The organism is Puniceispirillum sp. (SeqCode) (assembly GCF_965657105.1).
Classification (GTDB): Bacteria; Pseudomonadota; Alphaproteobacteria; order Puniceispirillales; family Puniceispirillaceae; genus Puniceispirillum.
In genome coordinates, this window is record NZ_CBFHNB010000002.1 from 18,730 (window position 1) to 32,315 (window position 13,586).

Sequence of the window (13,586 nt, forward strand, 5' to 3'; positions counted from 1 at the left end):
ATCAGCGCGAAAACTGCCCTCCCGGGCGAAACCGTGCAAGATAGCTTGGCAAAATTGCATCCATACTGGTCGGTGTGATGCCTAAAGCCGCCAAACCACGAGCATTCTTGGTAACAACATTGTCCATCTTCAACAGTTTGACCTGATCGACGGTAATGGGAGGTGATGGCAATAATCCGGCAAAAATAGCCCCAAAAGACATCAAGCTCAGCGGCACCGGTATCAACAAACGCCGACGGCGAATTTGCAACAAGGTAATTTCCATCAACTGTCGAAATGAATAGATGTCAGGGCCACCTAGTTCAAAAATCTTACCACGCGGATTTATCTTGGTCTTGCCTATACCAATGCAGGCTTCAATGGCAGCGACAACATCGCCGACATAAACCGGCTGCATCCGCATGTTACCACCCCCGGGCAATGGCAAGGCTGGTGCTGTCAATGCCATATTCGCAAAACGGTTAAAGAAACCATCGCGGGGGCCAAAAACAATTGAGGGACGCAAAATAACGGCATCTGGAAATGCGGCCAGCAACCCTGCTTCGCCAGCTGCTTTGGTTCGCGCATACAGACTAGGAGAGCCCACATCCGCACCAATGGCTGAAATATGCACAACATCTGCCACATCATTTTGACGCGCCAACATACCAATTCTGCCTGGCAAATCACCCTGCAAAGCCTCAAAGCGCTGGCCACCTGTTTCCGCAAGAATACCCACAAAATTAATAACGGCATCTGCTGGCTTTATGACCGAGGCCAGCGTTTCATCATTTAACGCATCACCAGATACCAGAGTGATCTGACCAACATTACCCATCGGCTTAAGGTATTTGGCGCGCTCAGCATTCCGGCATAAAACGATGACACGCATTTTGGCACGCGCCAGCATTTCAACCGTAGCGCGCCCGATAAAGCCGGAACCACCAATTACTGTTACTGTCTTTTGCATATCATCACTCTTGAACTTAATCACTATAGCCATACTGACAGGCAATGCGCTCGGCTATATTACTAACACATGCGAGCTGAAAATGGTCTACCCCCCATATGTACAATGTCGAGAGCCAATGCAACAAGCAAAAACGAAAGCTGCCATTATACCTTCAAAATCCAACCTATCCTCGGGAAAATTGTTTGACAGTTAGGCTTTTAAGACTATTCTCTCGCTCTTATTCATATCAGAATAATGATGTTAATAAATGCCCAGGTGGCGGAATTGGTAGACGCGCTGGCTTCAGGTGCCAGTGGCCGCAAGGTCGTGGAAGTTCGAGTCTTCTCCTGGGCACCATTTCCAGTTGGAATCTGTATCCGCATATTGATCCAGAAACATCCAGCCGGAATATTTAATGCATAATGAGGCAGGTAAAAGCGATGGCCGTTAATATCTATAAAGACGATCTGCCTGCAGATATTGACCTCGGTTCGATTGTCGCCATTGACACTGAAACAATGGGGTTGAAAACCCAGCGTGATCGCCTGTGTCTGGTGCAATTATCTAGTGGTGACGGCAACGCGCATCTGGTTCAGATTGCCCATCCAGCCAAGCCAAGCCCTGTTTTGGCAGCTTTACTTGCTGACCCTGGGGTAACTAAATTATTCCATTTTGCGCGGTTTGATCTTGCCGCTTTGAACCATTATATTGGCGCTGTCAAAGGCGATATTTACTGCACCAAAATTGCCTCAAAACTAGCCCGTACCTATACCGACCGGCATGGGCTTAAAGAATTATGCCGCGAGCTGTTGCAAATTGATATTTCCAAACAACAACAATCATCAGATTGGGGTGCTGAAACACTGACCATTGATCAGCAGAATTATGCGGCTGGTGATGTTTTATATCTCCATGCGATCCGCGAAAAACTCTCATACATGCTTGAGCGCGAAAATCGCATGGCACTGGCCAATGCCTGTTTTGACTTTTTGCCAGAGCGCGCGCAACTTGATCTAATCGGCTTTGGTGACGTGGATATCTTCCACCATTAAGTCATCATGCCAGATCACCTAATCGTCATTAGGGATCGAAGAGGACGTTGAATGGCATCTGATAATAATGATATATCCGACAAGAAGCTTATGCGCTTTACGCCGAAAAAGCGCGCATCGTCTGCTGAAAAACCCACCCTCTTGCGCCCTAGTGTTCTTTTAACCGGCGCCGGATTAACGGTACTTGCCGCCGCTATCGGATGGTTAGGTCTTTATACCAAAACCAGCGATGTCCGCGTCAGCATTGCAAATATCGAAGTGGCCGACGATGGTGCCACAGAATTGACCGGTGCACGTTACAAAGGCACCACTAAAACTGGTAAGACCTATGAAATCAACGCTACAAACGCTATTGAGCGAAATAACGGCAGTGGCATAATCCAATTATCTGAACCCACGGGCTTTATTACCCAGTCTGACGGCGGGCGTATTAATATTACAGCGTTAAATGGGGCGTTTTCGCAAACCGACAATCTAGTCGATCTCGCAGGCATGGTTGTTCTTGAACAAACCAAACAAAATGTGACAATGACAACCGAGGCGTTGCGCGCCAATATTGATGCTGGTGAAATGCAATCGGATGTGCCTGTCGAAGTTGTTTCGCCTGACGCGCACATAACAGGTCAGAATATTCGCGTCACCGATCATGGAAACGTTATGATGTTCGGCGGCAAAAGCAAAATGGTTTTGCATAATGTGAAGGCAATCAACTAGTCTGGTGAAGCCTCAGTCAGCACATTGACAGGATATGTTATGAAGGTTTTAAATTTTTTATCGCGCCATTTTGCGCTATTTGCGTTGCCGCTTATTATGAGTTCCGGCCTATCATCAACAGCACAAGCACAAGACCAAAAAGCCGAGACCCAAAACGCGCCTGTCACGATTGAAGCCTCAGATTTTCTGGAATGGGATCAAAATAAAGGCCTTTATCTGGCTGAGGGCGATGCCATAGCTGTGCAACGTGATATGCGCATCTCTGCAGATCGTCTGGAAGCGCAATATGACCCAGAACAAGCTGGGCGCGAAATCAATTTAATGACCGCAACAGGCAATGTTTATTTTATCGATGGAGATAACACCGCAACCGGTGCGCGGCTTGTCTATGATCTTGTATCCAGCACTTATTCGGTGTTTGGCAAAAATGCAAAAGTTACCAGCCCACGTGGCATCATGACCGCAACGAAAAAGATTGTCTATGACGAGTCCAACCCAGCAAAGGGAAAAATCAACGGCATTGGCAAAGCTAATTATACAGCTGATGATGGGCGTGTTATTTCTGGCGATGAAATCATCGCCTTTACCAATGAGGCTGGCGACCTACAAACGCTTGATGCCATCGGCAATGCCTATGTTCGCACCGTCGATAATCAGACCGCTACTGGCGACAAGGTTAATTACGATTTCAACACCTCGATTGCCATAGTGACAGGCAATGTTGAACTGATCGAAGGCCAGAATGTCATGCGGGGGTCGCGGGCGGAAGTTGATTTAGACAGCGGTGTCAGTCGGCTTCTATCTGATGGTCAGGGTGGACGCGTGACCGGCATTATGGTTCAATGACAATATTAAATTTTAAATGTGTAATTAATGAATATCTGAAGGCTAAGCATAATGGATAAATGGTCTAACCAAGATGGGTTTTCCCCATCCGCACCACGGCTGGTAAATCAGAATACGGGCTTGCAGGCAACTGGTATAGGCAAAAGCTTTGATCAGCGTCGCGTTGTTCGCAATGTTACTCTTAGCTTGCAGCGTGGTGAGGCTGTTGGCCTGTTAGGGCCAAATGGTGCTGGCAAAACCACAACCTTTTACATTCTGGCAGGATTGCTGGCAGCGGACGAAGGTAGCGTTCAAATTGATGGCCAGAATGTGACAAATATGCCGGTCTTTCAACGAGCCCGGCTTGGCATTGGATATCTGCCGCAAGAATCAAGCATATTTCGTGGTCTGACCGTCGAACAGAATATTCTGGCCGTGCTTGAAACACTTGATGAACCTGAAACTGATCGTGCATCAATGCTTGATGATCTGATGGCTGAATTTGGCATTACGCATCTTCGCAACACACCGTCGATCAACCTATCCGGCGGCGAGCGGCGGCGGCTTGAAATTGCCCGTGCTTTAGCGGCGCGCCCGACATTTCTGCTACTTGACGAACCACTTGCTGGCATTGACCCCATAGCCTTGGGAGAAATCCGCGGCCTTATCCGCCAGCTTCAGGACCATGGGCTTGGTGTTCTGATTACCGACCATAATGTTCGTGAGACGCTGGATGTTGTTGACCGTGCCTATATCATCCATGATGGTGCTGTCATGATGGAAGGCAGTCCTGAAGAAGTTGTTCAGCATAGCGGTGTCCGTGAAGTCTATCTTGGTGAGCGCTTTAGTCGCTAGCATTATAATCAATTATCCGTCTTATGTGACGATTTCAAAACATAGTCTTGACAGGAAACTTTGGCGCCACTAGGTTGCGCGACTTCTGGGATAGCTGATTATCCAGATAAAAATTTCTATGCGTTTTTGACAGGCTAATAGCCGCTTTGTAACCAGACAGGTTTTTAAATGACAGACGGCAGTTTTATCGAGCAGCAACAGATACTTGTTGGCCTAAAAGTGAACAGCAAAAAACACCTAATCGAAGCGTTGTGTGCCGAGGCTGCCAAAGCGCATAAAATCGAATCGCGCGATTTATGTGCGGCGGTGATGAAGCGTGAAAGACTTGGCAGCACAGGTGTAGGTAATGGCGTGGCTATCCCGCATGCCGCGATCAATTCTGTTGATGAGCCAATCGCTGTGATGGCTATTCTTGATAGCCCCATCGACTTTGATTCTGCTGATGGGCGTGATGTTGATATTGCCTGTCTGGTGATTGGTCCAGAAGCTAGTGATCAAGCTCAACTCCAGATGCTGTCATCCGTTTCACAGATCCTTCGCCAAGCGTCAAATTGTTCCAAACTGCGTCAAGCCCAGACAGCAGCTGAGGCGTTGATGGCCATTCAAAACATAGCGCAATCCAAAGCAGCATAATCTTTATTCATTTTTAGGATATAATGTTGCCAAAACAAAACCCCGAACCAGCTTATAACGGCTGAGACGGGGTTTTGTTTTGGTGATTTGGTGGAGCTAAGCGGGATCGAACCGCTGACCTCTACAATGCCATTGTAGCGCTCTCCCAGCTGAGCTATAGCCCCTTATCCAAATCATCTGCCGCAATAGCTTACAGCCGCGCATATGTATCGCAGGCGCTGGTGTTGGCGCAAGCAAAATTTAGCAAATACACGTAAATCATCTGATAAATCAGAAAAACAGGTGCTAGTTCTCATCTCCATCGTCAAGATTTGGAAGCAGCTCGTCACCTTCGGTGATTTCATCCTGAATAATGCCTGGCCCATCAGCGTCTTCGGCGGCGTTATCTTCCTCTTCATAATCAAGAGTTTCATCATCTACGCCAATAACAGCAGCTTGCCCGGTGTTGTCTTCATCACCATCTTCATCATCATGGATGTTATCATCCTGATCTTCCACATCATCAGGCTTTGCTGTGTGCACTTTGCTAGCAGCCGACTTTACGGCGCTTCGTCCTTTGCGGCTGGTAAGCAAATTTTCAATGCTGAATTCAGTGGAACAACCAGGGCAAATGATAGGTGTTCTTTTGAAATCATAGAATTTCATACCGCATGACAAACAAGCACGTTTTATTCCAAGATCTGCTTTAGCCATTCCTACTAACCCTTTGCATATTTTATTACAGATGGTCACACAAATTTTGATCTACGGATTTGATACAATTTACTGAGCCTGTCAAAACAAATTTTTAATCGCCCGGCATTTTTATTCACTTCTAGGCTAAACGGCGTGAACTGAAACGTTCCATGTTTCTAAACACAATTTTCACACTGATCAGAAATTTATATTTTTGCCGTGATCTATGCGGCCATATTTGCGTCACAGCTAAACATGATGCTATATGATGCTTAGTTTGATACTGAGATGGCAACCTGTGCCATACAAGCACATTATCAACCCCCTATTTGGTCGCAGGATAAAGACATGTCGATGCAGACAAATCTTAGCTTATTATCACAAAGAACAGACAATCTTGCTGGCATAGTTGATGTGCCTGGCGATAAATCAATGTCACATCGATCTTTGATACTTGGTAGCCTGGCCATCGGCACGACCAAGGTAACCGGCTTGCTTGAAGGTGCTGATGTGCTGGCAACCGCCGATGCAATGCGCGCTCTTGGTGTCGATATAACCCGCCAAGATGACGGCACCTGGGTGATTGTGGGACAAGGTCTACACGGCTTTGTTGCACCGGAAACGGCGCTGGATCTTGGCAATTCTGGTACCGGCGTTCGTCTGCTAATGGGCGTCGTTGCGGGACAGGCCATCACCGCAACATTTACCGGTGACGCGTCGCTTAGCGTTCGCCCCATGGCACGCATCACCGATCCGTTGCAGCAAATGGGAACCCGTGTCGCGAGCCGTGATGGTGGCCTGCTTCCGGTGACAATTACCGGTCAAAGCGAGCCAATGGCAATCAGCTATGAAAGTCCGGTAGCATCAGCCCAGATTAAATCAGCTATTTTGCTTGCTGGTTTGACCGCGCGCGGTGACACCGAAATCATCGAACCACATGCGTCACGCGACCATACGGAAAGTATGCTTCGTCATTTTGGCGCCACGGTCGATCAGACAGTTCGGGATGATGGCAGACATCATGTTCGGCTTCATGGCGACGCGCAACTGATTGCAGCAGATATTGCGGTACCGCGCGATCCGTCATCCGCTGCCTTTCCCATGGTTGCTGCATTGTTGACCACGGGTAGCGATATTACCCTGCCCTCGATTGGCATGAACCCGCTTCGCACCGGCTTGATTACAACTTTGATCGAAATGGGTGGTGATATCAGCATACACAACCCCCGTGATGAAGGTGGCGAACCCGTGGCAGATTTGAGAGTCCGCCAGAGTGATCTGCATGGCATTAATATACCAGCTGAACGGGCTGCGTCGATGATTGATGAATTCCCGATCCTGTCGGTCGCCGCAACACAGGCACAAGGCACAACGATTATGAATGGCGTTGCCGAACTTAGGGTAAAAGAAACTGACCGGATCAAGGTTATGGCTGATGGCCTCATTGCGGCGGGCGCCATTGTCAGCTATGACGATGACACAATGACCGTGACAGGCTGTTCAATTGCAGGCGGGATAACCGTCAACTCACAACATGATCACCGAATCGCAATGTCATTCCTGACCCTAGGTCTGATTTCAAACGCTCCAGTTAGCGTTGACGGATGCGAAACCATCAATACAAGCTTCCCTGATTTTGCCAGAATCATGCAGAATGCAGGCGCTAACATAACCGAAACTAGTTCATGATTATCGCTGTTGATGGATCAGCCGCTAGTGGCAAAGGCACGCTTGCCAAACGCCTTGCGGCACATTTTGACCTTGCTCATCTCGATACCGGCGCTTTGTACCGCATGGTAGGGCTTGCCGCGCTAGAACAGGGACTTGATGATAAATATATTAATGAAAATCAAGCTGTTAATATAATTAACACCCTTAATCTTTCGGTCACTCCTGACGATAGAATTCGTAATGACAAGGTTGCGAAAATGGCGTCAATTGTCGCGGCTATGCCACCAGTACGTGCCCGTTTGCTTGACCTGCAGCGCCACTTTGCCGCGCACCCCACTGCCGTGGGTGGTGCCATTCTTGATGGCCGTGATATAGGCAGTGTCGTTCTGCCAGATGCGGATTATAAATTCTTTGTTGATGCCAATATTGATATACGCGCAGAACGCCGCACCAAAGAGTTGCATGATAACGGACAATCCGTTATGTTCCGCCACGTTCTAGAGGATATGAAGGCACGGGATCAGCGAGATCGCAACCGCGATATTGCCCCGCTGGTGGCAACATTCGACGCCATGGTCATTGATACGTCTGACAAAGACGCAGATATGGTGCTGGCATTGGCATTGGCACATATAGCTGGATAATCTGGAACATCGTCAGATAGGTTGGCTTCCGAACGCCGCCTGTTTGTAAAAATGGCTTTAACTTTTGCTGGTATGGATCAACTGATCGCCACAAAAACCCGGTTAGAGTTTCATCGAATACCATGCCCTTAAAGCATGGCTAAACGATGGAATTGTTCGGCTAATTCGGCCCTCAAACCAGCTGAGGCACTATACCGGCGTAATTTGTTTCGTGTGTCGAAACACCGGTAGGCGATGGACGGAGATATTTTTGACACCTACAAATGTAATGGCAGCAGACGCTGCAAATGAAAACTTTGCCGACCTTCTAGCTGAAAGTTTTGGTAAAGACACCAATATTGAGGGCTCTGTAGTCCGTGGTTTCATAGTAGAAATCGAAGGCGACGCAGTTCTTATTGATGTTGGACTGAAGTCCGAAGGGCGCATCCCGCTTAAAGAACTTGTTAGCCCTGGACAGGAAGCCGATGTAAAAATTGGCGACGAAATTGAAGTTTACGTTGAGCGTATGGAAGACCGTAATGGTCAGGCCGTGCTCAGCCGTGACAAGGCACGCCGCGAAGAAGCTTGGAGTGTGCTCGAAGCATCATTCGAAAAGCAAGAGCGTGTTACCGGTATTATCTTTGGCAAGGTCAAAGGCGGCTTTACCGTCGATCTTTCAGGCGCAACCGCGTTTTTGCCAGGTAGTCAGGTTGATATTCGCCCCGTTCGCGATCTTGGCCCGTTGATGGGTTCACCGCAACCATTCCAGATTCTGAAAATCGACCGTCGCCGTGGCAACATTGTTGTATCGCGTCGTGCTGTTCTGGAAGAGTCCCGCGCCGAAGCCCGCACCGAATTGGTATCCAACCTTCAAGAAGGTCAGGTATTGCAAGGTGTGGTCAAGAACATCACCGATTACGGTGCGTTCGTTGATCTTGGCGGCGTTGACGGTCTGCTGCATGTTACCGATATCGCATGGCAGCGTATCAGCCATCCTTCGGAAGCCTTGCAGATTGGTGAAACAGTTGAAGTACAGGTTATCCGCTTTAATGCAGAAACCCAGCGTATTTCACTTGGCATGAAGCAGCTTCTGTCTGATCCATGGGAAAATGTCGAAGGCAAATTCCCAATTGGTGCCAAGATGGAAGGCCGCGTTACCAACATCACCGATTACGGTGCCTTTGTTGAGCTTGAAGCCGGTGTCGAGGGTCTTGTCCATGTGTCCGAAATGAGCTGGACCAAAAAGAATGTTCATCCAGGCAAGATTGTATCAACCAGCCAGCAGGTCGAAGTTATGGTTCTGGATGTTGATCTGTCTAAGCGCCGTATTTCACTTGGCCTCAAGCAGTGCACTGGCAACCCATGGGAAGACCTGAGTACCGCATATCCTGCTGGCTCCGAGATCGAAGGCGAGATCCGCAACATCACCGAATTTGGTCTTTTTGTTGGTCTTACTGAAGAAATCGACGGCCTTGTGCATCTATCTGATATCAGCTGGGACGTCACTGGTGAAGCTGCACTTGAAGGCTTCAATAAAGGTGACATGGTCAAAGCCAAGGTTCTGGATATTGATACTGATAAAGAGCGTATCTCGCTTGGTATCAAGCAGCTTACGGATGATCCATTTGCTGGTCAGGCTGACAATTACCGCAAAGGTGAAGTTGTCACATGTATCGTGTCGGCTGTATCCGAGAATGGCCTAGATGTGACCATTGGTGATGCCATGACGGGCTTTATCCGCCGGGCTGATCTTAGCCGTGAGCGGAACGAGCAGCGTGCTGACCGTTTTGCTGTTGGCGAAAAGGTCGATGCTGTTGTTACCAACCTTGATAAGAAGTCACGCAAACTGACATTATCAATCAAAGCCCGCGAATCTGCTGAAGAAAAGCAGGCAATGGCTGACTTTGGTTCATCAGATAGCGGCGCAAGCCTTGGTGATATTCTGGGTGCCGCGCTGGCAAAGCGTGATACCACTGACGATAAGTAAAATAAACGCGCAGGTAACCCCGGTTGCCTGCGCGCTTACTATATTTTCCATTCACAAGCGTTTTTGTTTCAAACATGAGTTGACCCCGCGTGAGTGAACAGGCATCCTAATTCAGTTAAAAATGTATGTATTAACAATGGAGTGGGTGGCGTGACACGGTCTGAACTAATTGCCCGTATGGCAGCAAAAAATCCTGCCTTGTATCACAGAGACATAGAACGTTTAGTCGGAACAATCCTTGATGAAATAAGCGGCGCTTTGGAACGCGGAGATCGCGTTGAGCTTCGTGGCTTTGGTGCCTTTTCGGTTCGTCATCGTAAAGCGCGGATAGGCCGGAACCCAAGAACAGGTACAAGCGTGCAAGTAGCTGAAAAGAAAGTTCCTTTTTTCAAAATGGGCAAGGGAATGCGTGAGCGTCTAAACCGCTAATTGGAAGAAATTTATGAAAATGATTACCCGTTTTTTGTGGGTTGTAATCACCGTCGCAATAGGTTTGTTCGCGGTATCATTTTCAACATCCAATGCTACGCTTGTTAGTCTGGCTTTATGGCCCTTTGATGTAACCTTAACCGCGCCTATATGGCTTGTGTGTCTCATATGCCTTGGTATTGGCTTGGCATTAGGCAGTGCGGTGATATCGCTACAGCTTCTTACGATTCGCGCTCGAAATTGGCGTTTACAGCAAAATTTCAACAAACTTGAAAAAAAATGCCAAGCACTTGTTGAATCACAGACTTCTCACGCCACGTCAGAAACGACTAGTAAAACACCGTTGATGAAAGTGCATAAATAACCCGAACAACCCAAGGATAGTTAGATGCCGCGTATTGATGTAAAAATTTGCGGGATTGCAACAGCTGCTGATTATGATGTCTGCGCAACAGCTGAGGCGCGCTGGATTGGTATGGTGTTTTTTCCGAAATCATCAAGGCATCTTTCCCTTGAAGCGGCCGCGGCTCTTGCCAATCACGCAGATAGTTATGAAGGTGACCGCCCAGAACGCGTAGCCCTGACCGTGGATATGGCAGATGATGCGCTAGATGCTGTCATTCAAGCCAGTCGGCCTGACTATATCCAGCTACATGGCGATGAAACACCCGATCGTGCCAAAGCTATTAAGGCACGTTTCAATGTTCCCATCATCAAGGCCTTGCGTATTGGCACGGCATCCGATCTGGATGTCTGTTCCGCATGGAACACTATTGCTGACTGGCTGCTTCTTGATGCCAAATCTGCTAACAGTGATATGCCAGGTGGCACTGGTCACAGTTTTGACTGGCGATTACTGTCCCCCTATAAAGGCATGCCCAACTGGATGCTGGCTGGCGGGCTGAATCCAGACAATGTTAGCGAGGCTATCAGCATAAGTAGCGCCCAGGCACTTGATGTATCTTCAGGCGTTGAGTCGGTGCCAGGCAAAAAAGACCATAACCTAATTCGCAGCTTTATTCACGCCGCAGAAATGGGCTAAAATAGATAACCATTCAGGAGGCTGGCCATAATGTGCCGGAAAAAAATATGACCGAAGCAAGTATGAATTCCTTTCGCAACCAGCCCGATGATGGCGGCCGTTTTGGCATCCATGGTGGACGCTTTGTTGCCGAAACGCTGATGCCGCTGATTTTGGAAGTTGAAAAGTCTTATAATGAATCACGACAGGATGATTCATTTGCCCGCGAACTGCTCTATTATCAGCAACATTATGTTGGCCGTCCAAGTCCACTATATTTTGCCGAGCGGCTGACTGCCCATTTTGGTGGCGCGAAATTATATCTAAAGCGTGATGAGCTTAACCATACAGGTGCTCATAAAATCAACAATGTTCTGGGGCAAGCCTTACTTGCTAAGCGTATGGGTAAAAAGAAAATTATTGCCGAAACCGGTGCTGGCCAACATGGCGTAGCCACGGCCACTGCCTGCGCGCTATTTGATATGGAATGCGAAGTCTTTATGGGCGAGGAAGATGTCCGCCGCCAAAAGCCTAACGTGGACCGGATGCGTCTGCTGGGTGCTAAAATTCATCCTGTCACGTCTGGCACCGGCACATTAAAAGATGCCATGAATGAAGCTTTGCGGTTCTGGGTGACCAATGCGGAAACACATTTCTACATTATTGGCACGGTTGCAGGCCCGCATCCCTATCCTCAAATGGTTCGTGATTTCCAGTCTGTTATTGGTATTGAGGCTCGTGCCCAGATTCAGGAAGCCGAAGGGCGGCTGCCTGACGCGCTGATTGCATGTATTGGCGGGGGATCAAACGCCATGGGTCTGTTTCATCCGTTTCTGGATGATGAAGATGTTGATATTTATGGCGTGGAAGCGGCTGGCAAAGGCATTGCATCTGGCCTGCATGCAGCGTCACTTACCGGTGGCATACCAGGTATTCTGCATGGCAACCGCACCTATCTTCTGCAAAATGACGATGGCCAAATCGTTGATGCGCATTCAATCTCTGCTGGCCTCGATTATCCAGGCATTGGGCCTGAGCATTCATGGTTACATGATATAAAGCGCGTCAACTATGTCAGCGCTACCGATGATGAGGCGCTGTTAGCATTCCAGCTTTGTTCACGGCTTGAGGGGATCATTCCGGCGTTGGAACCATCACATGCGCTTGCTTTCACAGGCACAATGATTGGCGATATGGATAAGGATTCTATTGTAATTCTGAATATGTGCGGACGAGGTGATAAAGATCTTGGTGCAGTTCTTCCCATTCTTGAAGAGCTTGGCAGGCTGTAAAGCAATCACCACAGATTGCATCAAAGACATAATACGAACAAAGGAAATATAATGACACGTCGTATTGAGACAGCTTTTGCCAAAGCAAAGTCAGCAGACCGGGGCGTTTTGGGCGTCTTTATCACGGCTGGCGACCCCGACCTTGAAACATCAGAAAACATATTACATGCACTTGCAGATACGGGCGTTGATTTTATCGAGTTAGGCATGCCTTTTTCTGATCCGATGGCGGATGGCCCAGCCATTCAGGCGGCGTCACTGCGGGCTTTGAAAGCTGGCATGACCTTGCAAAAGACATTAGCCATGGCCAAACGGTTTCGTGCGAAAAATGCTGACATTCCGATCATTCTGATGGGCTATTACAATCCGATTTATATTTATGGCAATGATGCCTTTTTGAAGGATGCTGTCGATGCAGGTGTAGATGGTTTGATTCTGGTTGATCTGCCCCCGGAAGAAGATGAAGAGTTGTGCATTCCCGCAAAGCAGGCTGGTCTTAGCTTTGTCCGACTTGTAACACCAACGACGAATGATAATCGTCTGCCAACGGTTCTGGCCGAGGCCAGTGGCTTTGTCTATTATGTATCAGTGACCGGCATAACAGGCACCAAAAGTGCCGCTGCCGACTCTATAGACATTGCCTATAAGCGGATTAGCAGCCACACAGATTTGCCGATTGTCACAGGTTTTGGTATCAAGACAGCCAAACAGGCAGCAGAAGTTGCAAAATTGAGTGATGGTGCGGTTGTCGGATCAGCCGTTGTTGATATTATTGCTAGCAATCTTTCACAAGATGGCAGCGGTAATGATGATATCGTCCGTAAAGTTGCCGCATTTGTGAGCGAACTTGCAAATGCCGTTAGCGGTAAATAGTTAGA

The 13,586-nt window shown here is 48.2% G+C and carries 15 protein-coding genes and 2 tRNA genes; 14 read left to right on the forward strand and 3 right to left on the reverse strand.

The genetic code is table 11. From position 1 onward, the window contains the following. Nucleotide 1: 1 nt before the first annotated feature. On the reverse strand, nt 2–949 hold the full coding sequence (locus ACTF7Q_RS00555; protein ID WP_438995909.1) for a complex I NDUFA9 subunit family protein: 948 nt from the start codon (nt 947–949) through the stop codon (nt 2–4). A 252-nt stretch (nt 950–1,201) separates the two neighbouring features. Between ACTF7Q_RS00555 and ACTF7Q_RS00560 the strand changes: the two genes are divergently transcribed. The 6 genes from ACTF7Q_RS00560 to ACTF7Q_RS00585 all read left to right on the forward strand — a co-directional run bounded on the left by ACTF7Q_RS00560 (nt 1,202) and on the right by ACTF7Q_RS00585 (nt 5,010). Then, a tRNA-Leu gene (locus ACTF7Q_RS00560) sits at nt 1,202–1,288 on the forward strand. Nucleotides 1,289–1,371: 83 nt separating this feature from the next. After that, on the forward strand, nt 1,372–1,983 hold the full coding sequence (locus tag ACTF7Q_RS00565) for a ribonuclease D (protein ID WP_438995910.1): 612 nt from the start codon (nt 1,372–1,374) through the stop codon (nt 1,981–1,983). Between the two features lie 51 nt (nt 1,984–2,034). Continuing rightward, nucleotides 2,035–2,697 (forward strand): LPS export ABC transporter periplasmic protein LptC, encoded by a 663-nt coding sequence (gene lptC, locus ACTF7Q_RS00570; protein WP_438995911.1) that lies wholly within the window; start codon nt 2,035–2,037, stop codon nt 2,695–2,697. A gap of 39 nt (nt 2,698–2,736) precedes the next feature. After that, complete coding sequence (locus tag ACTF7Q_RS00575; protein ID WP_438995912.1) at nt 2,737–3,543, forward strand: LptA/OstA family protein; 807 nt, start codon at nt 2,737–2,739, stop codon at nt 3,541–3,543. Nucleotides 3,544–3,594: 51 nt separating this feature from the next. Beyond that, nucleotides 3,595–4,377 carry an LPS export ABC transporter ATP-binding protein gene (gene lptB / locus ACTF7Q_RS00580; RefSeq protein WP_438995913.1) on the forward strand — a complete coding sequence of 261 codons (783 nt, stop codon included), beginning with the start codon at nt 3,595–3,597 and terminating at the stop codon, nt 4,375–4,377. A gap of 168 nt (nt 4,378–4,545) precedes the next feature. Further along, nucleotides 4,546–5,010: a PTS sugar transporter subunit IIA gene (locus ACTF7Q_RS00585; RefSeq protein ID WP_438995914.1), complete on the forward strand. Its 465-nt coding sequence runs from the start codon at nt 4,546–4,548 to the stop codon at nt 5,008–5,010. A gap of 88 nt (nt 5,011–5,098) precedes the next feature. On the opposite strand, the gene ACTF7Q_RS00590 is transcribed toward ACTF7Q_RS00585, so the two are convergent. Both ACTF7Q_RS00590 and ACTF7Q_RS00595 read right to left on the reverse strand, forming a co-directional pair. Further along, nucleotides 5,099–5,174, reverse strand: a tRNA-Ala gene (locus ACTF7Q_RS00590). A gap of 121 nt (nt 5,175–5,295) precedes the next feature. Next, nucleotides 5,296–5,703 carry a TIGR02300 family protein gene (locus tag ACTF7Q_RS00595; RefSeq protein ID WP_438995915.1) on the reverse strand — a complete coding sequence of 136 codons (408 nt, stop codon included), beginning with the start codon at nt 5,701–5,703 and terminating at the stop codon, nt 5,296–5,298. Nucleotides 5,704–6,033: 330 nt separating this feature from the next. On the opposite strand from ACTF7Q_RS00595, the gene aroA reads away from it, so the two are divergent. From aroA to trpA, 8 genes are all read left to right on the forward strand, one after another. Then, nucleotides 6,034–7,374, forward strand: coding sequence for a 3-phosphoshikimate 1-carboxyvinyltransferase (gene aroA / locus ACTF7Q_RS00600; protein ID WP_438995916.1), 1,341 nt, complete (start codon nt 6,034–6,036; stop codon nt 7,372–7,374). Beyond that, entirely contained in the window at nt 7,371–8,000 is a 630-nt protein-coding gene (gene cmk, locus ACTF7Q_RS00605; protein WP_438995917.1) for a (d)CMP kinase, read from the forward strand. The genes aroA and cmk overlap by 4 nt, the downstream gene beginning before the upstream one ends. Nucleotides 8,001–8,268: 268 nt before the next feature. Further along, the gene (gene rpsA, locus ACTF7Q_RS00610; protein WP_438995948.1) at nt 8,269–9,966 is read left to right on the forward strand and encodes a 30S ribosomal protein S1; all 1,698 of its coding nucleotides are present in this window, start codon (nt 8,269–8,271) and stop codon (nt 9,964–9,966) included. Between the two features lie 150 nt (nt 9,967–10,116). After that, a complete protein-coding gene (locus ACTF7Q_RS00615) occupies nt 10,117–10,395 on the forward strand; it encodes an integration host factor subunit beta (protein ID WP_013046123.1) in 279 nt (92 codons plus the stop codon). A 13-nt stretch (nt 10,396–10,408) separates the two neighbouring features. Next, nucleotides 10,409–10,759 (forward strand): LapA family protein, encoded by a 351-nt coding sequence (locus ACTF7Q_RS00620; protein ID WP_438995918.1) that lies wholly within the window; start codon nt 10,409–10,411, stop codon nt 10,757–10,759. Between the two features lie 24 nt (nt 10,760–10,783). After that, a complete protein-coding gene (locus ACTF7Q_RS00625) occupies nt 10,784–11,437 on the forward strand; it encodes a phosphoribosylanthranilate isomerase (RefSeq protein WP_438995919.1) in 654 nt (217 codons plus the stop codon). A 47-nt stretch (nt 11,438–11,484) separates the two neighbouring features. Further along, nucleotides 11,485–12,708, forward strand: coding sequence for a tryptophan synthase subunit beta (gene trpB / locus ACTF7Q_RS00630; RefSeq protein ID WP_438995920.1), 1,224 nt, complete (start codon nt 11,485–11,487; stop codon nt 12,706–12,708). Between the two features lie 51 nt (nt 12,709–12,759). Beyond that, nucleotides 12,760–13,581 (forward strand): tryptophan synthase subunit alpha, encoded by an 822-nt coding sequence (gene trpA, locus ACTF7Q_RS00635; RefSeq protein ID WP_438995921.1) that lies wholly within the window; start codon nt 12,760–12,762, stop codon nt 13,579–13,581. Nucleotides 13,582–13,586: the final 5 nt, after the last annotated feature.

What these genes read in the sequence shown, in the direction of transcription:
- ACTF7Q_RS00555 (WP_438995909.1), bottom strand. Translation starts at nt 949, where the DNA reads ATGCAAAAGACAGTAACAGTAATTGGTGGTTCCGGCTTTATCGGGCGC.
- ACTF7Q_RS00565 (WP_438995910.1), top strand. Translation starts at nt 1,372, where the DNA reads ATGGCCGTTAATATCTATAAAGACGATCTGCCTGCAGATATTGACCTC.
- lptC (WP_438995911.1), top strand. Translation starts at nt 2,035, where the DNA reads ATGGCATCTGATAATAATGATATATCCGACAAGAAGCTTATGCGCTTT.
- ACTF7Q_RS00575 (WP_438995912.1), top strand. Translation starts at nt 2,737, where the DNA reads ATGAAGGTTTTAAATTTTTTATCGCGCCATTTTGCGCTATTTGCGTTG.
- lptB (WP_438995913.1), top strand. Translation starts at nt 3,595, where the DNA reads ATGGATAAATGGTCTAACCAAGATGGGTTTTCCCCATCCGCACCACGG.
- ACTF7Q_RS00585 (WP_438995914.1), top strand. Translation starts at nt 4,546, where the DNA reads ATGACAGACGGCAGTTTTATCGAGCAGCAACAGATACTTGTTGGCCTA.
- ACTF7Q_RS00595 (WP_438995915.1), bottom strand. Translation starts at nt 5,703, where the DNA reads ATGGCTAAAGCAGATCTTGGAATAAAACGTGCTTGTTTGTCATGCGGT.
- aroA (WP_438995916.1), top strand. Translation starts at nt 6,034, where the DNA reads ATGTCGATGCAGACAAATCTTAGCTTATTATCACAAAGAACAGACAAT.
- cmk (WP_438995917.1), top strand. Translation starts at nt 7,371, where the DNA reads ATGATTATCGCTGTTGATGGATCAGCCGCTAGTGGCAAAGGCACGCTT.
- rpsA (WP_438995948.1), top strand. Translation starts at nt 8,269, where the DNA reads ATGGCAGCAGACGCTGCAAATGAAAACTTTGCCGACCTTCTAGCTGAA.
- ACTF7Q_RS00620 (WP_438995918.1), top strand. Translation starts at nt 10,409, where the DNA reads ATGAAAATGATTACCCGTTTTTTGTGGGTTGTAATCACCGTCGCAATA.
- ACTF7Q_RS00625 (WP_438995919.1), top strand. Translation starts at nt 10,784, where the DNA reads ATGCCGCGTATTGATGTAAAAATTTGCGGGATTGCAACAGCTGCTGAT.
- trpB (WP_438995920.1), top strand. Translation starts at nt 11,485, where the DNA reads ATGACCGAAGCAAGTATGAATTCCTTTCGCAACCAGCCCGATGATGGC.
- trpA (WP_438995921.1), top strand. Translation starts at nt 12,760, where the DNA reads ATGACACGTCGTATTGAGACAGCTTTTGCCAAAGCAAAGTCAGCAGAC.